The organism is Dietzia sp. B32, from assembly GCF_024732245.1.
Classification (GTDB): Bacteria; Actinomycetota; Actinomycetes; order Mycobacteriales; family Mycobacteriaceae; genus Dietzia.
In genome coordinates this window covers 1,172,625-1,194,892 of record NZ_CP093845.1, presented here as the reverse complement: position 1 = coordinate 1,194,892, position 22,268 = coordinate 1,172,625, and the positions used below count along the sequence as shown (strand labels likewise).

22 protein-coding genes and 3 tRNA genes are annotated in these 22,268 nt (G+C 71.4%); 17 read left to right on the top strand and 8 right to left on the bottom strand.

Translation table 11 applies throughout. The features are described 5' to 3' along the window. Nucleotides 1-37 precede the first annotated feature (37 nt). Nucleotides 38-772, bottom strand: a complete 735-nt coding sequence (locus L8M95_RS05690; protein WP_260488534.1) for a glycosyltransferase family 2 protein — start codon at nucleotides 770-772, stop codon at nucleotides 38-40. Nucleotides 773-903: 131 nt separating this feature from the next. Here L8M95_RS05690 and L8M95_RS05685 point away from each other — a divergent pair. Next, nucleotides 904-976, top strand: a tRNA-Thr gene (locus L8M95_RS05685). A gap of 42 nt (nucleotides 977-1,018) precedes the next feature. Further along, a tRNA-Met gene (locus L8M95_RS05680) sits at nucleotides 1,019-1,092 on the top strand. 104 nt (nucleotides 1,093-1,196) lie between these two features. Here L8M95_RS05680 and L8M95_RS05675 read toward each other — a convergent pair. From L8M95_RS05675 to L8M95_RS05650, 6 genes are all read right to left on the bottom strand, one after another. Then, a complete protein-coding gene (locus L8M95_RS05675) occupies nucleotides 1,197-3,122 on the bottom strand; it encodes a cation-translocating P-type ATPase (RefSeq protein WP_260489175.1) in 1,926 nt (641 codons plus the stop codon). A 44-nt stretch (nucleotides 3,123-3,166) separates the two neighbouring features. Next, the gene (locus L8M95_RS05670; protein ID WP_260488533.1) at nucleotides 3,167-3,403 is read right to left on the bottom strand and encodes a heavy-metal-associated domain-containing protein; all 237 of its coding nucleotides are present in this window, start codon (nucleotides 3,401-3,403) and stop codon (nucleotides 3,167-3,169) included. Nucleotides 3,404-3,526: 123 nt separating this feature from the next. Next, nucleotides 3,527-4,267, bottom strand: a complete 741-nt coding sequence (locus L8M95_RS05665; RefSeq protein WP_260488532.1) for a Crp/Fnr family transcriptional regulator — start codon at nucleotides 4,265-4,267, stop codon at nucleotides 3,527-3,529. A gap of 28 nt (nucleotides 4,268-4,295) precedes the next feature. Next, the gene (locus L8M95_RS05660; protein WP_260488531.1) at nucleotides 4,296-4,559 is read right to left on the bottom strand and encodes a hypothetical protein; all 264 of its coding nucleotides are present in this window, start codon (nucleotides 4,557-4,559) and stop codon (nucleotides 4,296-4,298) included. Between the two features lies 1 nt (nucleotide 4,560). Then, nucleotides 4,561-6,075: a molybdopterin-dependent oxidoreductase gene (locus L8M95_RS05655; protein WP_260488530.1), complete on the bottom strand. Its 1,515-nt coding sequence runs from the start codon at nucleotides 6,073-6,075 to the stop codon at nucleotides 4,561-4,563. 6 nt (nucleotides 6,076-6,081) lie between these two features. Beyond that, nucleotides 6,082-7,755, bottom strand: a complete 1,674-nt coding sequence (locus L8M95_RS05650; RefSeq protein ID WP_396119755.1) for an acetolactate synthase — start codon at nucleotides 7,753-7,755, stop codon at nucleotides 6,082-6,084. A gap of 181 nt (nucleotides 7,756-7,936) precedes the next feature. Between L8M95_RS05650 and hadA the strand changes: the two genes are divergently transcribed. From hadA to rplA, 7 genes are all read left to right on the top strand, one after another. Next, on the top strand, nucleotides 7,937-8,332 hold the full coding sequence (gene hadA / locus L8M95_RS05645; protein ID WP_260488528.1) for a (3R)-hydroxyacyl-ACP dehydratase subunit HadA: 396 nt from the start codon (nucleotides 7,937-7,939) through the stop codon (nucleotides 8,330-8,332). Then, nucleotides 8,329-8,799, top strand: coding sequence for a MaoC/PaaZ C-terminal domain-containing protein (locus tag L8M95_RS05640; RefSeq protein ID WP_260488527.1), 471 nt, complete (start codon nucleotides 8,329-8,331; stop codon nucleotides 8,797-8,799). Before hadA ends, L8M95_RS05640 begins: the two co-directional genes overlap by 4 nt. A 164-nt stretch (nucleotides 8,800-8,963) precedes the next feature. Further along, nucleotides 8,964-9,036 (top strand) — tRNA-Trp (locus tag L8M95_RS05635). 36 nt (nucleotides 9,037-9,072) lie between these two features. Continuing rightward, nucleotides 9,073-9,414 (top strand): preprotein translocase subunit SecE, encoded by a 342-nt coding sequence (secE, locus tag L8M95_RS05630; RefSeq protein WP_260488526.1) that lies wholly within the window; start codon nucleotides 9,073-9,075, stop codon nucleotides 9,412-9,414. 63 nt (nucleotides 9,415-9,477) lie between these two features. Next, nucleotides 9,478-10,422, top strand: coding sequence for a transcription termination/antitermination protein NusG (gene nusG, locus L8M95_RS05625; RefSeq protein WP_260488525.1), 945 nt, complete (start codon nucleotides 9,478-9,480; stop codon nucleotides 10,420-10,422). Nucleotides 10,423-10,660: 238 nt separating this feature from the next. Next, nucleotides 10,661-11,095 carry a 50S ribosomal protein L11 gene (rplK, locus tag L8M95_RS05620; protein ID WP_260488524.1) on the top strand — a complete coding sequence of 145 codons (435 nt, stop codon included), beginning with the start codon at nucleotides 10,661-10,663 and terminating at the stop codon, nucleotides 11,093-11,095. 91 nt (nucleotides 11,096-11,186) lie between these two features. Beyond that, nucleotides 11,187-11,915, top strand: coding sequence for a 50S ribosomal protein L1 (gene rplA / locus L8M95_RS05615; protein WP_260488523.1), 729 nt, complete (start codon nucleotides 11,187-11,189; stop codon nucleotides 11,913-11,915). A gap of 227 nt (nucleotides 11,916-12,142) precedes the next feature. Here the strand turns inward: rplA and L8M95_RS05610 are convergent, their stop codons facing one another. Beyond that, on the bottom strand, nucleotides 12,143-13,078 hold the full coding sequence (locus L8M95_RS05610) for a hypothetical protein (RefSeq protein ID WP_260488522.1): 936 nt from the start codon (nucleotides 13,076-13,078) through the stop codon (nucleotides 12,143-12,145). A gap of 392 nt (nucleotides 13,079-13,470) precedes the next feature. Here L8M95_RS05610 and L8M95_RS05605 point away from each other — a divergent pair, with 392 nt between their 5' ends. Genes L8M95_RS05605 through L8M95_RS05570 form a run of 8 tightly spaced genes read left to right on the top strand, consistent with a single transcriptional unit; the run spans nucleotide 13,471 to nucleotide 22,210 of the window. After that, nucleotides 13,471-14,235 (top strand): ABC transporter permease, encoded by a 765-nt coding sequence (locus L8M95_RS05605; RefSeq protein ID WP_260488521.1) that lies wholly within the window; start codon nucleotides 13,471-13,473, stop codon nucleotides 14,233-14,235. Continuing rightward, entirely contained in the window at nucleotides 14,232-15,092 is an 861-nt protein-coding gene (locus L8M95_RS05600) for an ABC transporter permease (RefSeq protein WP_260488520.1), read from the top strand. Before L8M95_RS05605 ends, L8M95_RS05600 begins: the two co-directional genes overlap by 4 nt. A 31-nt stretch (nucleotides 15,093-15,123) precedes the next feature. Continuing rightward, nucleotides 15,124-16,263, top strand: coding sequence for an MCE family protein (locus L8M95_RS05595; RefSeq protein ID WP_260488519.1), 1,140 nt, complete (start codon nucleotides 15,124-15,126; stop codon nucleotides 16,261-16,263). Next, the gene (locus L8M95_RS05590; protein ID WP_260488518.1) at nucleotides 16,260-17,420 is read left to right on the top strand and encodes an MCE family protein; all 1,161 of its coding nucleotides are present in this window, start codon (nucleotides 16,260-16,262) and stop codon (nucleotides 17,418-17,420) included. Before L8M95_RS05595 ends, L8M95_RS05590 begins: the two co-directional genes overlap by 4 nt. 14 nt (nucleotides 17,421-17,434) lie before the next feature. After that, nucleotides 17,435-18,457, top strand: coding sequence for an MCE family protein (locus L8M95_RS05585; protein ID WP_260488517.1), 1,023 nt, complete (start codon nucleotides 17,435-17,437; stop codon nucleotides 18,455-18,457). After that, nucleotides 18,454-19,680, top strand: coding sequence for an MCE family protein (locus L8M95_RS05580; RefSeq protein WP_260488516.1), 1,227 nt, complete (start codon nucleotides 18,454-18,456; stop codon nucleotides 19,678-19,680). Before L8M95_RS05585 ends, L8M95_RS05580 begins: the two co-directional genes overlap by 4 nt. After that, nucleotides 19,677-20,870 (top strand): MCE family protein, encoded by a 1,194-nt coding sequence (locus tag L8M95_RS05575; protein ID WP_260488515.1) that lies wholly within the window; start codon nucleotides 19,677-19,679, stop codon nucleotides 20,868-20,870. Before L8M95_RS05580 ends, L8M95_RS05575 begins: the two co-directional genes overlap by 4 nt. A 17-nt stretch (nucleotides 20,871-20,887) precedes the next feature. Continuing rightward, nucleotides 20,888-22,210, top strand: a complete 1,323-nt coding sequence (locus tag L8M95_RS05570; RefSeq protein WP_260488514.1) for an MCE family protein — start codon at nucleotides 20,888-20,890, stop codon at nucleotides 22,208-22,210. The last annotated feature ends 58 nt before the right edge of the window (nucleotides 22,211-22,268 follow it).

Sequence of the window (22,268 nt, the reverse complement as noted above, 5' to 3'; positions counted from 1 at the left end):
GCCGCCCCGCCGCCGGGCGCCAGTGGCCGGGCCCGGGTCAGCGTCGGACGCGCTCTATCCAGCGCTGCGACGGCGGGCTCGTGCGCCAGTTGCGGAAGATCGTCCGGAACGCCCGCGAGAAGCGCCGCCGCATGGCCGCGGGGTCGTCGAAGGGCCGGGCGGAGATCCCCACGGTCAGCGAGCGGTCGACCAGCAGGCGATCGTCGGCCCCGAACTGGAACGACAGGTCGATGTCGTCGTGCAGTTCCGGGTCGGTTCGGTTGACCCCGTCGCGGACCTGCTCCCACGCCTCGCGACGCATCGCCAGGTTCGAACCGAACAGGACCGGGTGTGCCATCGCGGCGCCGACGGAGACGAAGAACGCGTCCATGTACAGCAGCGTCGCGGCGCGGGCCCGCCACCCCGTCAACCCGATGAACTCGCCCGGGCCGGAGAGGGCGGCGAGCTCGGCGTCGGCGACGAACGCGGCCTCGATCCGGGAGACCCACTCCGGGCCGGGCCGGGAGTCGGCGTCCAGTCGGGCAATGATGTCGCCCGTCGCGGAGTCGTAACCGGTCGCGGCCGCCGCGGGGATGCCACGGACCGGTTCTGCGACCACCCGGGCGGCCACCCGGGGGTCCGCGCCGAGTGCGACGGCCACGCTGTCGTCCGTGCACCCGTTGTCCACCACCACGACCTCGTCGGGCAGGCGCGTCTGAGTGGCGAGCGCGGCCAGGCATCCCTCGAGTTCGCGGGCGTCGTCGAGGACGGGGATCACCACGGAGATGCGCATCCGGCCATCCTGCCAGTGGGCCCGGCGGATCCGCGTCCTACCGGGCGATTTGTGCCGCGTTCGGCGGTGTGTGTAATCTGCTAAAGGCTTACGCGCCAAGCGGTTGGGAGACCAACAGCGAAGCGCGGCCCGCCCCCTTAGCTCAGTCGGCAGAGCGTTTCCATGGTAAGGAAAAGGTCGTCGGTTCGATTCCGACAGGGGGCTCGCACTGTGCGGGGCGGCTCGATCGCCCGACTGGCAGGGCATGCCGGTGTAGCTCAGCTGGTTAGAGCGCACGACTCATAATCGTGAGGTCGGGGGATCGAGTCCCCCCACCGGTACTCTCAACACGAAGGCCGCCCGCTCGCCGCGGGCGGCCTTCGTCGTACGCCTCACCTCTCTCGGACCCGGGCTCGAGCCCGCCCGGTGGTCACACGCTGCCGGATCAGACCCTGACCGTCGCCTGATCCCCGGCTCCGAGGTCGAGACTCTTTTCCCGTCGCGGCGCCTCCGCCCCGCCCTGTGCGAGGGTGGGTCGCAGGAGCAGCATGGCGATCGCGATGACCGCGAGGACGGACACCTCGTGGACCAGCATGCCGACCGACATGGTCACCCCACCCAGGAACAGTCCCGCCAGCAGGGCGGCAACGGTCACCAGGGCGATCGCGATGTTGACCCGCATGGTCCGGACGGTCCGCTTGGCCAGGCCCAGCGCATACGGCAGGCGGGGGAGCCGATCGGCCATCAGCGCGATGTCGGCGGTCTCGATCGCGGCGGGGGATCCGGCGGCCCCCATCGCCACCCCGATGTCGGCCAGTGCCAGTGCCGGGGTGTCGTTGACCCCGTCGCCGACCATGGCCACGGTATGACCGCGGGATTGCAGCTCCCTCACGATCTCGACCTTGTCCTCCGGCATCAGCTCGGCGCGGATCTCGTCGACCCCGAGCTCGGTGCCGACGTTGCGGGCCACCCGCTCGGCATCCCCGGTCGCCATGACCACCCGGATCCCGGCGTCATGCAGGGCACGGATCGCGGCCGGGGCGTCGTCCCGGATGGTGTCGGCCACCGCGACGATGCCGATCGCCCGGCCATCGACCCCGACGAACATCGCGGTCCTGCCCTGCTCGTTGAGCTCGAGGATCCGTGCGTTGTCAGGCCGGTGGTCGAGGAGATCCGCGGAGCCCACCGCGACCACTCGGCCATCCACCTCGGCGCGGATGCCCTTGCCGGCGACGGGCTCGGCCGCCTCGACCAGGTCGATCTCCAGTCCGGCCTCCCGGGCACCCGAGATGATCGCCTCGGCGAGCGGGTGCTCGGACGCGGTCTCGGCGCGGGCGGCCAGCAGGAGGACCTGCTCACGCGAGTAGTCGTCGTCGAGTATGTCGACGTCGGTCAGCACCGGTCGGCCGTTGGTGAGGGTGCCGGTCTTGTCGACGACGACCGCGTCGACCCTCGCCGAACTCTCGAGGTATTCGCCGCCCTTGATGAGGACGCCGTCCCTGGCGGAGCGGCCGATGCCGGCCACGATCGAGACGGGGATCGAGATCACCAGGGCGCCGGGGCAGCCGATCACCAGCAGGGTCAGCGCCAATTCGAGGTTGTCCATGGTGGCGACCAGTGACCAGGGCAGCAGGCCTACGATCAGCGCCGCGAGCATCACCGCGGGGGTGTACCAGCGGGAGAATTTCTCCATGAAGGTCTGGGTGCGGGCCTTGTCGTCCTGGGCGTCCTCGACGCGGTGGACGATCCGGGCCAGGGTGGTGTCCGCCCCGATGCCGATGGCCTCGACCCGCAGGACTCCCGAGCGCAGCCAGGTTCCGGCGAAGACCTCGGAGCCCTCGGACTTCTCCGCCGGGACGGACTCGCCGGTGATGGTGGCCTCGTCCACGCCGCCGTTGCCGGAGATGACGCGGCCGTCGACGGGGATCTGCTCGCCGTTGCGCACCACCACGATGTCGCCGGGTTCGAGTTCCCACACCTCGACGACCTCCGGCTCGCCGTCACGCAGGACGGTGGCGGTCTCGGGTGCCGAATCGACGAGGTCGGACAGGGCCCGCCGGGTGCGGTTGAGGGTCGCCCGCTCCAGCGCCTTGCCGAGGGCGAACAGGAAGGTGACCGCGGCCGACTCCCAGTAGTTGTCGATGAACATCGCGCCGACGGCCGCGACCACGACGAGCAGGTCGATCGACACCATCCGGACGCGCAGTGCCTGGACCGCCGAGACGGCGATCCGGTAGCCGGCCACGACGGCGGCGGCGATCATCAGCCCGTCCGCGACCGTCTCGGCCGAGGTCAGCCGCCCGACCAGCCACGACGCGATGATGAGCAGACCGGAGGCAGCGACCACGCCCCAGGTTCTCCATGACTTCAACATTGCCTGTTCTCCTCGTCTGACGTGCGGTCGGTGCGGTCGCGTCAGAACGCCGACGGCTTGACCGCGTAGCCGACCTCGGCGACCGCTGCGACGAGGTCACGTACCGAGACCTTCGCGGGGTCGTAGTCGACCAGAACCCGTCCGGAGGCGAACTTGACCTCAGCGGACTCGACACCGTCCAGATCGTTCAACTTGTTCTCGATCTTCGCGATGCACGACGGGCACGAGAATTCGTCCGAACGCAGGACGATGCTCTTGACCTGTTCGCGGACACTCATGGTGATCCCTCTCCTTCGAGTCTGTGGTTCTTGCACGTTCCCTACGTGCACCACTTACGTTAGGAGGAGCGGAAGCGGACTTCCTTGACCCCGGTCAATCAACGAAGAACTCGAGGTGAGCGGCTATTTTCCGTCGATCACCCGATCGAGTGCGGCGTGGTCGAGGATCGACACCCATTCGCGGCCGGAGTCGATGACGCCCGCTTTCTTGAGGCGGGCCATCACGCGGGAGGCGGACTCGACCGTCGTGCCGGCGAGTCCCGCGATGTCGTCGCGTCGCAGTCGGACCTGGAGCAGGCTCGCACCGTCCCGTTGTCTACTGCCGAGTTTGTCGTCGAGGTACCGCAGCACCGAACCAACCCGCTGCTCCACCGAGCGGGTGGCGTGCCCGATCTCCCGCTCACGCGCCTGCTCGAGGCGCTCCTGCTGCTGCTGCAGCACCGCGAGCGCGAAGCGGGGGTGGTTCCCGACGACCTCCGCCAGGGCCTCGGCGGGGAGGAACAACGCACAGGTGGTCTCCATCGCCCAGGCCGAATCGATCGCGGTGCCGGTCTCGGAGCGCAGCGGGCCCACGGGATCTCCCGGGGCGGCGATGTCGACCGTGATCTCGTGTCCCTCGACAGTGTCACGGGTGACCCGCACGCGGCCCGAAACCACCAGGTAGGAGCCGTGCAGCTCATCCCCGGCGAGCATCAGCGGATCGCCCTCCGCCCAGGACCAGGCGGACAGGTGTCTGTTCAGGTCACGGTGTTCGGCCGGGGTCAGCTCGCCGGTCAGCGGTGACTCGGCCAGGACCCGCAGCCGGGTCTCGTCCGAGCAGGAATGGGGATGGGCGCAGTTGCGCCGGACGGGGTTGCGGGTCATGACCGGGACTCTTCTCGTGGCGGTCGGTTCAGTCCGGCGAGTGGAGCCGGGAGGAGACGACGCGGAAATCTCCGGCCCGAGCGAGGGCGCGGTCGATGATCGCCGGGTCGGGGCGGACCGTGTCCGGGTGTTTGACGTGCAGCTGCGCGTGTTCGGCTCCGGTGAGCTCGAAGGTCGCCTGGCCCAGTCCGTGCTCGGCGAAGATGTCGTAGAGCGCCTGCAGCGCCTTCTTGACGTCTCTGTCGGTCCGGACCCCGCTGACCTCGAAGCGGCACGACACGATCTCGGGCACGTCAGATCCTTCCGTTGAACGCCTGCAGCGCGGAATCCTCGCGGGTCCCGCCACGGCCGTCACCGTACTCGGCGTAGTCAGCTATCCACCGGATCGAGCGCACCCACTTGACGTGCTTGTACCCGTGGTTGGACTCCACCCGCAGGCGTGCCGGGGCGCCGAGGTGGGTCTCGACGGGGTTCCCGTTGCGCTCATAGGCCAGGATCGTGTCGTCCTCGTAGACCGTTTCGAGGTCCAGGACCGCGTAGAACGGCTCCCGCGGCCGGTTGTCGTACATCTTCTGGGCCAATCCGTAGGAGTCGATCAGCACGTAGTTCGCACCTTCGGGCCTGGGGCCGAGCAGGTCGCGCAGCCGCACTCCGGTCCACCGGGACGTGGCGGACCAGCCCTGCATGCAGGTGTGCACGGCCACGTAGGAGGTGCGCGGAAGCTCCGCGAGATCGTCGAGGGTAAGGGTCTTCGCCGTGCCCGAGAGGTCGTCGCCGATGGTCACGGTGTAACCCGACCAGTCGTCATCCCGGGCCGCCGCCACCCACTCCGGCGACTCGTCCTCGGTGGGCGGCAGGCCGTTGGTCCAGTGGAACTCGGAGATGTCGTCGTCGGTGTAGGTGTTCTGCCGCCCCATCCGCGGTCGCATCCGGTTGAGGAAGAGGCGGCGGCCGATCTCGGACACCCCGGCGGTGAACCGCTGCGCCCGGGCGCGGTCGGCCAGCGACCAGTAACTCAGGGCGATCCAGAACAGGACCACGGCCACGACGGTGGCGATCGTGATGGTGAAGGCCTGGGCGGATCGTGCCGTGTCGGTGGTGCCGAACACCATGTGCACCACGTTGTGCTCGGCGTGCACCAGGAACACCAGCCCGACATGCATGACGATGAACGCCGAGATGAGCACCATGAGGATGAAGTGCAGCGACCGGGCACCCTGGTGGCCACCCCAGAGCTTGACGTACCAGGGGAACCGCGACCGCACCGCCGGCGCCATCGCCACGCCGGTGAGGATGAGCAGCGGAGCGAGGACGAAGATGACGGCGGTGTAGGCCAGCATCTGTGCGGCGTCATACGGGTCGAAGTGTTCGATCGCCGGAGCCCGGAACCCGAGGTACATCCGGATCGACTCCCACGCCTCGCCGAACACGCTCCACGAGGTGGGGATGATGCGGCGCCACAGTCCGGTCGCGAACAGCAGCACCACGTACACCAGGCCGTTGAGCACCCACAGCATCACCGAGATCCCGTGCCAGTGCCGGCCCAGCCCGATGTTCTCCCGACCCGGCAGGCCGATCATCGGCGACAGGGATTTCTCGTCCATCAGGGACGTGTAGACGCCCTCCTCCCGTGGCAGTTTCCGGCGGGTGAAGCGCAACCACTCGGTCCCGGGCTTGCAGTCGTTGCGCCACCACAACCGCGGCATCGAGGAAAGGATCTCCCAGCCAGAGCGGAGCAACATGCCGATCAGGATGAAGTTGATCAGGTGGGAGGCACGTAGCCACAACGGGAAATCAGGGTTGATCACGTCAGTTCAGACTCCGAATGTCGAGCGGGGATACATGGCCTCCACGTCGGTGACCACATTGACCAGGTACGGCACGCCGCTGGCGAAAGCCCGGTCCAGCGCCGGGCCGATCTGCGCGGGGTCGGTGACCATCTCGCCCGCGCCGCCGAGGGCCTTGACCACCTCGTCGTAGCGGGTCCGCGGCGCGAGGTCGGCGATCACGTCGTAGCCGTAGAGCATCTGCATGGGCCCCTTCTCCAGGCCCCACGCCCCGTTGTTGCCCATCACCATCACCACGGGCAGCTTGTGCCGCACGAGGGTGTCCACGTCGATGAGGGAGAACCCCGCGGCGCCGTCGCCCAGCAGCAGCACCACCTGGCTGGACGGCCGGGCGATGCGGGCCGCGATCGCCGCGCCCAGCCCCGCACCCAGGCACCCGAAAGGGCCCGGGTCCAGCCAGTTGCCCGGCCGGGCGGGTTCGATGAACTTGCCGGCGTAGGACACGAAGTCGCCGCCGTCGCCGATCACCACGGCGTCCTGGGCCAGCCGTGGAAGGAGCTCGCCGTAGATCCGGGCGGGATGGACGGGGTCGGCCGAGGCTCCGAGGAGCTGCAGGTCGGCGGCATGGGTGGCGTCGGCCTTCTCCCGCAGCGTGGCCGCCCAGGTCGACCAGTCCGGGCGGGCCGCCCCCGACCGGCGCTGCACGGCCTCGACCACCGCGTCCAGCACGAGCCCGAGGTCGCCCGCGGTGGCCACGGCCGGGGAGGCGTGGTGGCCCAGTTGACCGGGGGAGTCCGCGATGTGCGCCACGGTCGCCGGGGTCGCGCCCTCCTTGCCGCCGAATACCCCGTAGCCGAGCCGGAAGTCCAGGGGCGTACCCACCACGACCACCACGTCCGCCGCGCCGAACGCCATCCCGCGCGCCTTGGCCACCAGCAGCCGGTGCCCCGCGGGGACGATCCCGCGGCCCATGCCGTTGGGGATGACGGGCAGGCCCAGCGACTCGACGCACCGCAGCGCCGCGTCCTCGCCCCGGCCGGCCCACACGTCGGAGCCCAGCACCAGGACGGGCCGCTCGGCGCCGACCAGCAGGTCGGCGATCCGGTCGACGGCGTCGGTGTCGGGGGAGCGGTCCGGCGCGGCGGCGGGGGAGCCGTCGTCGGCGAGACCGGGGCCCGGGCGGACCGAGGAGCACCGGTCGAAGAAGTGGTCCATGTGCACGTCGAGGAACGCTGGCCCGCGGTGCGCGGTGCGGGCGGCGGTGAACGCGCGGTGGGTGGCGGCGGCGATGTCGGAGGTGTCCCGGGCGGTCTCGGCGGACACGGTCACCGGCCGTACCACCGGGACGTGGTCGAACTCCTGCAGGCTGCCGGTGCCCCAGCGGCCGGCCGGTGCGCGTCCGCCGAGCACCACCATCGGCGCGCCCGAGAACGACGCCTGCGCCAGCGCGGACACGCCGTTGGTCACGCCCGGGCCGGCGGTGAGGACGGCCAGGCCGGGGGAGCGGGTGAGCTTGCCGGTGGCCTCGGCGGCGAACGCGGCCGTCTGCTCGTGCCGCACGTCCAGCAGTGCGACGCCGTGGTCCTCCTTCTCCGCGGCGTCGTACATGGGGAACACGTGCGCCCCGGAGAGCGTGAACATCGTCCGCACCCCGTGCGCGGCGGCGACGGCCGTGGCGTGCGAGCCGCCGTGCCCCTCCACCGGTGTGGGGGCGTCTCCGCCGGGTCCGCCCGGCGACCGCCCAGCCTTCTCCTGCCCGGCCTGCGGGGCCGGCTCGTCGTGGCTCACATCGCACTCCCTGCTCGACTGCCCCCACCGTAGGAGGCGGGGACGACTCGTATCAGCGGTTCGGCGGACTCGCCCTCGGGTAGCGTCGGCGCCTGTGAGCACAGACAACGCTGATGACCTCGTCGTCGTCGGGGATCCGGTCACGGTCACCGACGCGGTGGTGACGCGCTTCGCCGGGGCGGTGGGCGCGCCGACCGACCAGGTCCCCGTCACCCTCGCGGCCGCCCTGACCGCGCCGGTCCAACGCGCGGTGATGGAGCACCCCGCCCTGCGCATCGACCTCGCGCGCACCCTGCACACCGCGCAGTCCAGCGAGCACCACCGACCGATCCGCGTCGGCGACGTCCTCACCGCCACCGCCACGGTCACCGGGGTGCGATCGGCGCGCGGCGGGCGGATGATCGGGTTCGACACGGTGCTGCGCGACGCCGACGGCGAGCCGGTCCAGACCCTGACCAGTGCGCTGCTCACCGCGGAGGTGGAGGAATGACCGGCCGGGACGAGGACGGGCAGGGCAAGGACGGGCAGGACACGACGACGACGACGAGGACCGCGGCCACCGGGGACGTCCTGCCGTCGCGGACCCTGCCGATCTCGCGGGACGACCTGCGTCGCTACGCCGAGGCGTCGGGGGACCACAACCCCATCCACCTGGACGACGACGCGGCGCGGGCACTCGGCCTGCCCGGGGTGGTGGCGCACGGGATGCTCACCTCCGCCCTGGCGATCGGGGTCGTGGCCGAGTGGGCCGGGGGAGCCGACCGCGTGGTGGCGACCTCGTTCCGGTTCGCCGGGCCCGTGGTCGTCCCCGCCGACGAACCCGCCCGGCTCGAGGTGGCGGGGTCGGTGAGGAAGGTGGCCGAGGACGGATCGACCGCGGACGTCGCGCTCGCCGTGACCTGTGGCGGGTCGAAGGTGTTCGGCAAGGCGATCGTCACGGTCTCCCTCGCCGGGTGACGACGCACGATTTCGGGCCACCGGCAACGCTGTCGTATACTGGGACGCCCGACCGAACGCGGTCGCGGACCGCGCTGCCCCGGGCAGTCGCCGACACTGTAGAGTCGAGGCGTTCGTGCGGCCCGCAGGCGCGGGAGGGCACGGGTGGCCGGGTGACCGGCCGAAGGGGCGTAGCTCAATTGGCAGAGCAGCGGTCTCCAAAACCGCAGGTTGCAGGTTCAAGTCCTGTCGCCCCTGCACTTACCGCAAGCCAGACGACCCGGAGGTAGCCGCGTGAGCCAGGATCGCGACGACGACGTCGACATCAGCGGCGTCCGCGATTCCGACGCCGCCGCTGCCGTCCCCACCGGTAAGGCCGGCCGCGGCGACACCGCCGTGGCGGGCCGGGTCCGCACGGACGCGGACAAGCCGGAGGACACGCGGACTGACCGCGCGAATCCGTTCCAGTACATCAAGCAGGTCGTGGACGAGCTCCGTAAGGTCATCTGGCCGACGCGGAACCAGATGGTCACCTACACCATCGTGGTGTTCCTGTTCCTCATCTTCATGACCGCGCTGGTCTCGGGCGTCGACTTCGGCGCGGGCAAGCTCGTCGAGCTCGTCTTCGACCGCTAGAGACCTGCCGCTGGGGTCCGGGGCGAGATCCGGACCGCCGAAACCCGAGAGGACCGCATTTCCGTGAGCGACATCGATCAGAGCCCCGAGGCCGAGGGCGCCGAGCAGGCCGCGACCGAGGCGGACGCGGCGCTCGGTGACACGGCTGCGGATCCCGCCGACACAGCTGACACCGACGCTGTTGGCGTCGACACCGACGCCGACGCTGCTGGCGCCGACACCGACGCCGTTGACGCGGACGCCGTCGAGACGGCGCTCGACGAGGACGTCGAGGGTGAGACCGTCCCCGAGGGCGACGAGACCGCTCCGGAGGACGAGCTCGCCGAGTCGGCGCTCGAGGCCACCGATGAGTCCGCCGAGGCCCCGGCCGAGGAGGCCGCGCCCGCGATCGACCCGATCATCGCGTTCAAGCGTCAGCTGCGCAAGCTCCCCGGCGACTGGTTCGTCATCCACTCCTACGCCGGGTACGAGAACAAGGTGAAGGCCAACCTCGAGACCCGCGCCGTGACGCTGGGCGCCGAGGACAAGATCTTCCAGGTCGAGGTCCCCGTCGAGGAGTTCACCGAGGTCAAGAACGGCCAGAAGAAGGTTGCCAACCGGAAGGTCCTGCCCGGCTACGTGCTGGTGCGGATGGAGCTCGACGACGAGTCGTGGGGCGTCGTGCGCAACACCCCTGGCGTCACCGGGTTCGTCAGCGCGACCGGCGGCGCCTCCGGCAGCCCGACGCCGCTCTCACTGAGCGACGTGGCCAAGTTCCTGGCCCCCAAGCCCGAGAAGAAGTCCGTCGCCGCGGGCACCGCCGACGATCAGGGCTTCGCCCCGCAGAACGTCGAGGTGGAGTTCGCGGTCGGCGAGTCGGTCACCGTCATGGACGGCCCGTTCGCGACCCTGCCCGCCTCGATCTCCGAGGTGGATCCCGCCGCGCAGAAGCTCAAGGTCCTGGTGTCGATCTTCGGCCGCGAGACCCCGGTGGAGCTCGGCTTCACGCAGGTCGAGAAGATCGACTGACCCGCAGCACTCACACGCCCGACCCGTCCCGCGCCCGGCGTGGGGCGGGTCGGGCGTCTGTGTGCACGGTCCGCGGAGGCGATTAGGGTTCCGACCCGCCGCGCGCGTAGACTCTCCAAGGTTGCGCCTGTGTTCCCGCATGCCCTCCGGGGTCGAGTGGGGGACGGGGCGCACACGACAGTCGGCCGCCCGCGTGTACAGCGCGGAGCCGAGATCCAGTCGAAGAATCAGGAAGACGATGCCTCCGAAGAAGAAGAAGGTCTCAGGGCTCATCAAGCTCCAGATCCAGGCCGGCGCAGCCAACCCGGCCCCGCCGGTCGGTCCGGCTCTGGGTGCCCATGGTGTCAACATCATGGAGTTCTGCAAGGCCTACAACGCCGCCACCGAGAACCAGCGCGGAAACGTCGTGCCGGTCGAGATCACGGTCTACGAGGACCGGTCGTTCGACTTCAAGCTGAAGACGCCGCCGGCCGCCAAGCTCCTGCTCAAGGCCGCCGGCCTGCAGAAGGGCTCCGGCACCCCGCACTCCGCCAAGGTCGGCAAGGTCTCCATGGACCAGGTCCGCGAGATCGCGCAGACCAAGTTGGAGGACCTCAACGCCAACGACGTCGACCAGGCCGCGAAGATCATCGCCGGCACCGCCCGTTCCATGGGCATCACGGTCGAGGCCTGACCTCCGCCACCCCAAGTAACTGTGGGAGGGCAGCTCAGGCCCGCACCACACCCGACCGCCGCGTGTTCGACGCGGCAGGAATGGAACTGACATGAGCAAGAACAGCAAGGCCTTCAAGGCCGCAGCTGAGAAGGTCGACCGCACCAAGCTGTACTCGCCTCTGGACGCCCTGGCCCTGGCCAAGGAGACCGGCTCGACGAAGATGGACTCCACCGTCGAGGTCGCCATGCGACTTGGCGTCGACTCCCGCAAGGCGGACCAGATGGTCCGTGGCACCGTGAACCTTCCGCACGGTACCGGTAAGACCGCCCGCGTCATCGTCTTCGCCGCGGGCGAGAAGGCCACCGAGGCCGAGGCCGCCGGCGCCGACGCCGTGGGCTCCGAGGAGCTCATCGAGCGTATCCAGGGCGGTTGGCTCGACTTCGACGCCGCGATCGCGACCCCGGACCAGATGGCCAAGGTCGGCCGTGTGGCCCGTGTGCTCGGCCCGCGTGGTCTCATGCCCAACCCCAAGACGGGCACCGTCACGATGGACGTCACCAAGGCCGTGGGCGACATCAAGGGCGGCAAGATCACCTTCCGCACCGACAAGGCCAACAACCTGCACTTCATCGTGGGCAAGGCGTCGTTCTCGACCGAGCAGCTCACGGAGAACTACCAGGCCGCGATCGACGAGATCATGCGACTCAAGCCGTCCTCCTCCAAGGGCCGCTACCTGCAGAAGATCACCATCTCCACCACGACCGGCCCCGGCATCCCGGTCGACTCCTCGGCGATCTCCAAGCTCCTCGAGGCAGGCGCCGACTCCGCTGCGAGCTGACCAGCTCGCCTGAGAGACGCCACCAGTACGGCGGAAGGCCCCGCGACCGGTTGCCCGGACGCGGGGCCTTCCCGCATTTCCCGGCCCGCTCCGCCCCGTCTCCCTTCCCCTCCCTTCCCCTCCCTTCCCCGCAGCCGCGCGCCTCAGAGTCATCCGGACGGTACATGTCGCGGCAGAATGACTCTGGAGTGCGCGGCTGCGGAGGGTGGCGGTGCGAGGCAGGGGAGTCAGCGTAAGCCCGCGCGATCGAGACCGTCGCGGAGAATCCGGCGCAACCTCGCCGGCGAGCGCAGGTCAGCCCAGACCCAGCGCACCACCACGATCCCCAGCGCGCGGATCGAATCCTCCCGCCGCTTCTCGCGCCACGCCACCAGCCCGGGGTCCTCGCCCTCCATTCCCTGGCCGGTGTACTTGGAGCGACCGTCGAATTCCCCGACCAGTCGCCCGTCCCAGTCGAAGTCGGTCCTGGCGATGAAGCCTCCCTGCGGGTCACGGAACTCGTGTTGCAGTCGGGGCCTCGGTACCTCCGCCCACCGCGACATCAGGCATCTCGAGAGAGATTCGCCCGGGCTCTCGCTCAACCCGTCCGCGAAGTCGGCGACTGCGCGTGCGGTCCCGACCCCGGTCCGGCCACGGTGCCGCTCGACCTCGTCGGCGAAATCGCGCGGCGTCATGAGTCCGGTCCGCAGGGCGGCGTCCGCGGCGCACACTCCCGGAACGAACCCGCAGGTCCTCGACAGGTCCGCGACAGTCCGCGGAACCGTGGTGGCTCGCAGCCCCTCGACGTCGACGGCAGTCGGAGGGGCCGGAGAGGTGTGGTGCAACAGTCCCCGAGCGGTGCGCCCGCCATTCGGCCTCGACCCGGTGAGATGGATGGTGGGGGATTCGGCGGTCCCGACCAGCGGGAGCCCATGCAGCAGGGCCGCCGACGTGTGACTGGCGACGGTGTCCTCGGCAGCGTCCGCGAGTGCCACCGAGATGCTCCGCCGGATCGCGACGGCCCGGGACTCCTCGGCTGCCGGTGTCCGGCAGTACCAGCCATGTCTGAGCTTGATCAGGTATCCGGCCTCGACTCCCTTCGCGAGAAGTCTGGACGAGTGCCCGAGACGCAGGGCCTCGGAGGAGGGGAAGGGTTCACCTACGGCGAACGGAAGAGTGTTCATGGCACCGACGATGCCGCGCCGGTTCCGGACCCACGTCTCGGAGCAGGCCTCGGACAGGCGGGTCTGTGGAGGCGGACAGGGCTGTGGAAAGCCGGGGACGGCGGCCGCGGCCCCGGCTTCTCCACAGCCGCGCGCCCGGGCATCAGCCTGCTGGGATATATGCCGTCCGGCTGATTCTGGAGCGCGCGGCTGCGAGGGGTTGGCGGCTGCGAGGGTCGGCGAGTGCGCGGCTGCGAGGGGTGGCGGCTGCGGGGCCGGCGACCGTGCGACTGGACCGCGCCTGCCACGATCGCCCGCGCGGCGCGTCCGGTCGGCGCAGACTGTGTCTTGGGTCACCACCTCGTCAGTACCCTGGGGTATGGTTCGGCCACGCACACAGGGGGAGGGCGGCGATGGTGAGTCGGGTGACGACCGCGGTCCGGTCCGTCGGCGACTTCTACGCCCTGTCCATCGACGCCCTTGCGGGGCTGGTCACCGGCCCGTGGCGGTGGCGGGAGTTCGTGGACCAGTACTGGGTCATCGCCCGCGTCTCGCTGGTTCCCACCGTGCTCATGGCGCTGCCGTTCACCGTGCTGGTGGTGTTCACCCTCAACTCGCTGCTCGGTGAGATCGGCGCCAGCGACATGGCCGGCGCCGGGGCGGGCCTGGGTGCCGTCACCCAGATCGGCCCCCTCGTCACCGTGCTCGTGGTCGCGGGTACGGGAGCGACCGCGGTGGCCGCCGACCTGGGCTCGCGCACGATCCGCGACGAGATCGCCGCCCTCGAGGTGCTCGGCCTGGACCCGGCCACCCACCTGGTCCTGCCGCGGGCGTTGGCCTCGGCCCTCGTGGCGGCCACCCTCAACGCTGCCGTCTGTGCGATCGGACTGGCCGGCGGGTTCGTGTTCTCCGTATACCTCAATCACGTCGACCCCGGGGCGTTCGCGGCCGGGATCACGTTGCTCGTCGGCCCGGCCGAACTCATCCTGTCCGAGGTCAAGGCCGCGCTGTTCGGGCTCATCGCCGGTCTCGTCGCCTGCTACCGCGGGTTGGCCGTCACCGGCGGTCCGAAGAGCGTCGGCGACGCGGTCAACGAGACGGTCGTGTTCTCCTTCGTCGCCCTGTTCCTGGCCAACCTCGTCCTCACGGCGATCGGCATCCAGGTGGGCGGCCGATGACCGCCGGCGGCACGGGCGAGCCTCGCGTGACGCCGCACCGCGCCGGGGGCGGGCGCGGCCCGCTCGAGCGCGTCGACGAGCTCGGCGACGCCCTGCTCTTCGTCGCCCGCGCCCTGCGCGCCGCCCTCTCCGCACCGGTGCGCCAGGGTCGCGAGACTCTGCGGGTGACGTCGGAGGTCGGCCTGGGCACGGGCGTGTTGGCGATGTTCGGCGGCAGCCTGGCGATCCTCGGGTTCATCACCCTGTTCGCCGGCGCCACGGTGGCGGTCCAGGGCTACAACTCGCTCGGCGACATCGGGGTGGAGGCCCTCACCGGCTTCCTCGCCGCGTACGTCAACATCCGGGTGGTCGCCCCGGTCACAGCCGGGGTCGGGCTGGCCGCGACCATCGGCGCCGGCACCACGGCGCAGCTGGGCGCGATGCGCATCAGCGAGGAGATCGACGCCCTCGAGGTGATGGCGGTCGACCCGGTCCGCTACCTCGTGGGCACCCGCATCGTGGCCGGTCTGCTCACGGTGATCCCGCTGTACTCGCTCTCGGTCCTCGCGTCGTTCCTGGCCAGCCGGGTGGCGACCGTGGCGGTGCTGGGCCAGTCACCGGGCGTCTACGACCACTACTTCCAGACCTTCCTCAACCCGGTGGACGTGGTGTGGTCGTTCGCGCAGGCGATCGCCATGGCCCTGACGGTGATGGTCATCCACACCTACTACGGCTTCACGGCCACCGGCGGTCCCTCGGGGGTGGGCGTGGCCACCGGCCGGGCGGTCCGCATGTCCCTGACCGCGGTCGTGTTGGTGACCCTGCTCATCTCGCTCGCCCTGTACGGCGACGCGCCCACCGTGAGGCTGGCGGGCTGACGTGGGTGCCCGTGCGACAGGTCGGCTGACCGTGCTGGCGGCACTCGTTCTGGTGATGGCGGTCCTCGGCGTCGTCGCCGTGTCCTTCCGGGGTGGGTGGGCGCGCACCATGGACCTCACCCTCCACGCCGACCGGTCGGGGCTGGTGCTGGAGCCGGGCGCGATGGTCATGCGGCACGGGGTCCGGATCGGGACGGTGGCGTCGGTGCACCCCGACGGCGACGGCGCGCGCATCGAGCTCGAACTCGACCGCGAGTACTCGTCGGCGCTGCCCGCCGACACGACGGCGGACATCACCTCCAGCACCCTGTTCGGCGGCAAGCGGGTGGTGCTCTCGGATGACGACGACGAGGTCCGCGCCGCCACCGCCGTGCTGGCCCCGGGTGACGCGCTCCGGGCGGAGTCGGTGACCACCGAGACCCAGACGGTGTTCCAGTCGCTGACGGAGGTCATGGTGGCCGTGCAGCCGGAGAAGGCGGCCGCGGTCACGGGTGCACTCGCGCAGGGGGTGCGGGGGCGGGGCGAGGAGATCGGGCAGGCGACCGTGGCGCTGTCGGAGTTCACGGGGGCACTCACCCCGGAGCTGGGCTCGCTGCAGCGTGACCTGCGGGCGGGGGCCGCGGCGGCGGACGGGCTCGCGGCGGCCGCCCCGGAGCTGGTCTCCGCGCTGGGCGGCCTGCGGGTGCCGGCGCGGACCCTCACCGACCAGGCGGACACGCTCGACGTGCTGCTGCCGGCGATCGCCGGCGTCGCCATCGAGGGCAACGCCCTCCTTGAGCCCCATGTGCAGGAGATCGCCGACGCGGTCGGCTACCTGCGGCCCACCGCCGAACTGCTGGAGTACTACGCGCCGGCCATCCCGTGCTTCTTCCGGGGCGCGGACCGGGCACGGCAGCTGGCGGAGCCGGCGTCGGGGGCCAACGGGTACTCGATGGTGCTCAACTCGACCCTGCTGCTGGGCGTCGACCCGTACCGCTATCCGGACGACCTGCCCGTGGTGCGCGCCGGCGGGGGTCCACGGTGCGGGGAGCTGCCCGTGCGCACGCCCGAGGACGGCAACGCGGACTATCTCGTGGCCGACGTCGGGATGAACCCCTTCGAACGCGGCAACACCTCGCCCGAACTCGATGCGGCCCCGCTGTGGGTGCTGCTCACGGAGGGGATGGGATGAGCCGGGAACAGGCCGGGTCGGGGACGCACCGGGCACCGCGGCCCCACCGCCGGCGCACCGGATCGACGATCCCGGCCGCGATCTACACCCTGGTCATGCTGCTCGTCCTGGCCGGGCTGTGGGTGGTGTTCGCGCAGGTGCGGTTCGGGGAGTCGGCGTCGTACGCCGCCGAGTTCTCCGATGTCTCCGGCCTCGAGCGAGGCGAGACGGTCCGCGTGCACGGCGTGGAGGTGGGCCGTGTGGACTCGGTGGAGTTTACCACGCCGGAGACCGCGCCCGGGGCCGGGGCGGGCGCGGAGACGACCGCGGGTGCACCCCTGGTCACCGTGCGGTTCAGCCTGCACGACGACTACCGGCCCCGCGTCACGACCGGGGCCACGGTGCGGTACCTCAACCTGGTCGGTGACCGCTATCTCGAGCTGACCGACGGCACGGACCCGCCTGATGCGACCGCCGGCTCGGACGGCGCGCCCGTCCATGCTTCGACGCTCCCCGAGGGCGCCACCATCGGGCTCGACCGCACCACCCCGGCGCTGGACCTCGACGCGCTGGTGGGCAGCTTCCAGCCGCTGTTCCGGGTGCTCGAACCCGGCCAGGTCAACCGGCTCAGCGGCGAGCTGATCGCCGTCCTGCAGGGGCAGCAGGACGACGTCGGCGCCATCGTGCGCGCGATCGGCGAGGTCACCGGCCACCTGGCCGACCGCGACCGGGTCATCGGTTCGGTCATCACCCACCTGGGACAGGTGCTCGACACCCTCGAGCGGCAGCAGCCGGCGATGGAGCAGTCCCTGGTCCACGCGAGGGAACTGACCTCCGCGCTCGCCGCGGACTCGGACACGGTCGCCTCCGCCACCCGGAACCTCGACGACACCGCCGCCGATTTGTCCGTGCTCGCCGAGGGCATCCGGCCGCCGCTGCGGGCGGACATGGACGGCGTCGATGCGGTGGCCCGTCAGGTGGACTCGCGGCGCGACACCCTCACCCAGTTGCTCACCGAGCTGCCGGAGACCTACCGGTCGTTGACCCGGCTCGGCGCGTACGGCGGGTTCTTCAACTACTACCTGTGCGGGTTGCAGATCCGCGTCTCGGATCTGCGGGGTGGGTCCACCACCAGCCCGCTGTTCACCCAGCACGGCGGGCGGTGCGCGCCGGCATGAGGATCCACAGACGAGTGCGCGACGGAAACCCCCTCCTCGTGGGCCTGATCGGCTCGGTGCTCATCGCCGTGGTGGTGCTCGCCGCACTCACTCTGCGGGCGCTGCCCGGCGTCGACCGGACTGTGGGGTACACGGCACGGTTCGTCGACACCGGCGGCCTCGGGGTGGGCGACCCGGTGCGGATCGCCGGTAAGGACGCCGGGCGGGTCACGGGGATCGCGATCGACGGTGACGCGGTGCGCATCGACTTCACGGTGGACCGCGGGCTCGGCCTCGGTTCGGACACCCGCGCGGAGATCGCCACCGCCACGGCGCTCGGCGCCCGGGAGCTGCGCGTCCTGCCGGCGGGCCCCGGCGTGCTGGACGCCGGCGCGGTGCTCGACCTGGACCGCACCACCGCGCCGTACAACCTCGCCGAGACCCTCGGCCGGCTCGGACGGACCGGTGAGGAGATCCACATGGAGCAGCTCGCGCTCGCCCTGGACACAGTCACCGACAGCCTCGACCGCGCGCCCGAGCACGTCGACGCCGCGATCGACGGGGTCGGCCGGTTGTCCACCTCGATCGCGGAGCGCGACGCCGCCCTGCGCGAGTTGTTCGCGGACGCCGAGACCCTCTCCGGGCTGCTCGCCCGGCGTGGCGGGGAGATCGACACGTTGCTGCGCGACGCCCGCGTGCTGTTGGCCGCGCTGCGCGAGGAGCAGGACTCGCTGGAGACCCTGGCCGGCGACCTGCGGGCGTTCACCGTCCAGATCCGGGGGCTGATCAGCGACCACGATCGCACCCTCGCCCCGACCCTCGAGCGGGTCACGGGCCTGCAGGAGCTGGTCCTCGAGCACCGGGACGGGCTCGCGGAGGCGATCCGGCGGCTCGGTCCGTACGCCACCGAGCTGGGCGAGGCCGTGGCCTCCGGGCCGTTCTTCAACTCCTACATCCAGAACCTGCTCCCGGTCGAGGTCATCGAGCCGGCCCTCAACGACGCCCTCACCCGCGCGGGCATCGGCGCCCCGCCCGTCCCGGCCGGGGGACCGCGGTGATCCGCCGCGTCGTCCCGACCGTCGCCCCGTGGGTGGCGGGACTGCTCGTGCTGCTGCTCGCCGCGGGCCTGGTGGACCTGCGGGTGCCGTGGCGCCCGCAGGAGACCTACACCGCCGAGTTCGTCTCGGCGCGCGGTCTCTACGTCGGCGACGACGTCCGGGTGATGGGAGTGCCCGTCGGACGGGTGACGGCCATCGAACCGCGTGGCGACCGCGTGGTGGTGGACTTCCTCGTCAGCCGCGATCAGCCCCTGCCCGCCGGGGTGGACGCGGTCGTCATGGCCCCCACCCTCGTTGCGGCCCGGTTCCTCCAGCTCAGCCCGCCCTACACCGGCGGGCCGGTCACCGAGACAGGGTCCACCATCGGGCTCGAGCACACCGCCGTGCCCGTGGAGTGGAACGAGCTCATCACTCAGTTGCACCGTCTGTCCGGGACGCTCGGTCCGGGCCCGGGGGACGAGACGGGCCCGGCCGGTCGTGCGGTGGCCGCCGCGGACGAGGTGCTCGACGACCGCGGCGACGACGTCCGCGACACGGTCCGCCAACTCAGGTCGGCGCTGCAGACCGTCTCCGACGGCCGCGACGACCTCTTCGCCACCGTCCGCAACCTCGAGGCCTTCACCGCCGCGATGGAGGACTCCGGCGAGCAGATCACCACCTTCAACGAGGTGATGGCGGCCGTGACCGTCTCGGTGGGCCGCGGTCGCGGTGAGATCGGCCCGGCGCTCACCGAGCTCGACCTCGCTGTCGACGAGGTCCGCGACTTCGTGCGCGACAACCGGCAGGTGGGCGCCCGGACCGCCCGCACGACCACCGACCTGTTGCGGGTCCTCGCGGAGCAGCGCGACGACATCGCCCAGATCCTGCACGTGGCCCCCACGGCGCTGTCGAACCTGCAGGGGATCTACCAGCCGTCGCAGAACGCGGTGATCTCGTCTCTCGCGCTCACCAACTTCGCGAACCCGATGCAGTTCATCTGCTCCGCCCTCGCCGCCGCGGAGGAGACCGACGTGCACACCGCGTCCGAGGAGTGCGTGCGTCTGCTCGGCCCCACGCTCACCGCGTTGGCGGTGGACTACCCGCCGGTGGCGATCAACCCCAGTCGCGGTGTCGGCGCGCTGCCGCACCAGCTCGACTACACCCATGACCACCTGCGGCCCGCGCCCGCGGCCCCGGTCGGTCCCGCCGGCGTGACGGACCTGCTCACCGAGGGCGTCTGGTGACCGGGCGGCGCGCCGTGACCGTGGCGCTTGTGGTGGTGTCGACGACGACGATGAGCGGCTGCGACTGGACGGGGCTCAACAGTCTCCCGCTGCCCGGGACGGCCGGTGGCGGACCGGACGCCTATTCGGTGACGGTGCAGCTCGCCGACGTGACCACGCTGGATCGCAACGCCCGCGTCCGGGTCGGCGACGTGACGGTGGGCCGCATCGCCGACATCGAACTGGGCCCGGGCTTCGCAGAGGTGACGGTCGATCTCGACGGGGAGGTCAGCCTGCCACGCAACGCCACGGCCAGGGTGGGGCAGTCCAGTCTCCTCGGCGCGTCCCACCTCGAGCTGTCGGCGCCAACGGGCGAACCCGCCGAGGGCACGCTCCGCGACGGCGACCTCGTCCCCCTGGAACGCAGCGGCGGGTATCCCACCACCGAGCAGACGCTGGCCACGCTCGCGGCGGCGCTGGGCGGCAGTGGCCTGGCCCAGGCGGCGGAGGTCTTCGGCGAACTGGACGTCGCGATGACCGGCCGCACCGACGAGGTCCGGGCAGTGGTGGGCCGCGTCAGCGAGCTGCTCACCGGGCTGGAGGCGCAGAAGGAGGACATCGTGGCGGCGTTGGAGTCGACGGAGCGGCTCTCGGCCGAGCTCGCGGTCCGCAGTGAGGAGGTGGAGGGCGGGGTCGCCGATCTCGGGCCCGCCCTCGAGGTACTCGCCCAGCGTCGGCAGCGGCTCGTCGAGGCCACCCGCGCGGTGGACACGGTCACCGCGACCGCGGGCCGTGTCGTCGAGGCCTCCGGCGGTGACCTCCGCGCCGGTCTGGAGTCCCTCGACCCCGTCCTGCAGGGTCTGGCGGACTCCGGCGACTCGCTCACCGAGTCGCTGCGCTACCTGGCGACCTTCCCGTTCCCGCTGGACACCTACCGCAACGCGGTCCGCGGCGACTACGCCAACGGCACGGTCATCCTCGACCTGAGGCTGCCGATCCTGGACAACGCGCTGCTCATCGGCACACCGTTCGAGGGATCGCTAGCCTCGCTCGACACCATCCTGGGCGTCCCCGCCCCGCCCGTGGAGCCGGCCCGCGACGGGCTGGGAGACATGCTCGCGCCACCGCCACCGCCACCGCCACCGCCACCGCGGCCGGCGGCATCCCCTACCGAGCCCGGGCCCGTCCCCTCGACCGGGGCCGGCCGATGAGGCGCGACTGGCGGGGGATGAGCGCCGTCGACCGCGCGGTGGTGCTCAAGCTCGCGGCGTTCGTGCTCATCGGAACCGTGGCGTTCGTGCTGGTCGTGTTCTCCTTCTCGCGCATCCCGCAGCATCTCGGCTGGGGCCGCATGGAGGTGACGCTGGAGATGCGCGACGCGTCGGGCTTGTACCCGCGGGCCAACGTCCTCTACCGCGGCGTCGAGGTGGGGCGGGTGCGTGACCTGGAGATGACCCCGGGGGGTGCCCGGGCCGTCCTGCTCCTGGAGAACGACGCGCAGATCCCCGCCGATGCGACGGCCCACGTCGGCGCGATGTCGGCGGTGGGGGAGCTCATCGTCGACCTTGTCCCCGAGACGACCGGCGGCCCCCACCTCGCCGACGGTGACGTGATCAGCGCCGACCGGGTCCGTCCACCGGTGTCGGTGGCGGAGACCGTGGACCTTCTCGAGGCCACCCTGGACTCGGTCGGCCCGGAGCGGCTGACCTCGCTCGTCGACGAGGCCTCGCGCGGCGTCGGCGGCGCGGGCCACGAGCTGTCCTCGTCCGTCGACGCGCTCACCCTCCTGGCCGAGGGCGCCGGGCGCGACCGCGAGCAGTGGGCGGCCCTGCTCCGGCAGTCGGCACCGCTACTCGAGGCGCAGGCCGCCTCGTCGCCGGACGTGCTCCGGTGGGCGGCGGCGGTGGACGACGTGGCCGCGGACGTGGCCGCCGCGGACCCGGCGCTGCGCGGGGTGATCGCCGGTGCGCCGGCCGCGGCGGGCGAGACGATCAGGGCCTTCCAGGAACTGTCGCCGACGTGGCCGCTGCTGCTGTCCAACCTGGTGACCGTCGAGCAGGTGGCGGCCGTGTACACGCCGTCGATCGAGCAGATCCTCGTGCTGTTCCCGGCCATCATGGACTCCACCCAGTCGGCCGCGCTGCCCAACTCCGGCGACGCGATGCCCGCCCAGAACACCTTCTTCATCAACAGCTACAACGACCCGCCACCGTGCACCACGGGCTTCCTGCCGGCCGACCAGCGGCGCTCGCCCACCGAGCTCGACGTACCCGAGACGCCCCGCGATCTGTACTGCAAGGTGCCGGAGGACTCGCCCGTCGCGGTGCGCGGCGCCCGGAACATGCCGTGTATGGAGTACCCCGGGGTCCGTGCCGCCACGGTCACGCTGTGCCGGGAGAAGGCCGGGGCCGCCGGGGTCTCTGTGGTCGCCACACCGCGCTCGTACGACCGGAGCACGGGCGTGTATCCCACCGCCGGCGCGGGGGTCTCGGCGTTCGACCGTCCGGCCGGCCCGGTGGACGTCGGCGATCTGCTGTCCCCGCCCCGGTGAGCCCACCCCGATGCCCCCGCCCGGTTGCGCAAGCCCCGGGTGCGCAAGCCCCGGATGC

Excerpts from the sequence above, each read along its gene's own strand:
- L8M95_RS05690 (WP_260488534.1), bottom strand. The coding sequence starts at position 772 with ATGCGCATCTCCGTGGTGATCCCCGTCCTCGACGACGCCCGCGAACTC.
- L8M95_RS05670 (WP_260488533.1), bottom strand. The coding sequence starts at position 3,403 with ATGAGTGTCCGCGAACAGGTCAAGAGCATCGTCCTGCGTTCGGACGAA.
- L8M95_RS05665 (WP_260488532.1), bottom strand. The coding sequence starts at position 4,267 with ATGACCCGCAACCCCGTCCGGCGCAACTGCGCCCATCCCCATTCCTGC.
- L8M95_RS05640 (WP_260488527.1), top strand. The coding sequence starts at position 8,329 with ATGACCGGCCGGGACGAGGACGGGCAGGGCAAGGACGGGCAGGACACG.
- rplK (WP_260488524.1), top strand. The coding sequence starts at position 10,661 with ATGCCTCCGAAGAAGAAGAAGGTCTCAGGGCTCATCAAGCTCCAGATC.
- rplA (WP_260488523.1), top strand. The coding sequence starts at position 11,187 with ATGAGCAAGAACAGCAAGGCCTTCAAGGCCGCAGCTGAGAAGGTCGAC.
- L8M95_RS05610 (WP_260488522.1), bottom strand. The coding sequence starts at position 13,078 with ATGAACACTCTTCCGTTCGCCGTAGGTGAACCCTTCCCCTCCTCCGAG.
- L8M95_RS05605 (WP_260488521.1), top strand. The coding sequence starts at position 13,471 with ATGGTGAGTCGGGTGACGACCGCGGTCCGGTCCGTCGGCGACTTCTAC.
- L8M95_RS05600 (WP_260488520.1), top strand. The coding sequence starts at position 14,232 with ATGACCGCCGGCGGCACGGGCGAGCCTCGCGTGACGCCGCACCGCGCC.
- L8M95_RS05590 (WP_260488518.1), top strand. The coding sequence starts at position 16,260 with ATGAGCCGGGAACAGGCCGGGTCGGGGACGCACCGGGCACCGCGGCCC.
- L8M95_RS05570 (WP_260488514.1), top strand. The coding sequence starts at position 20,888 with ATGAGCGCCGTCGACCGCGCGGTGGTGCTCAAGCTCGCGGCGTTCGTG.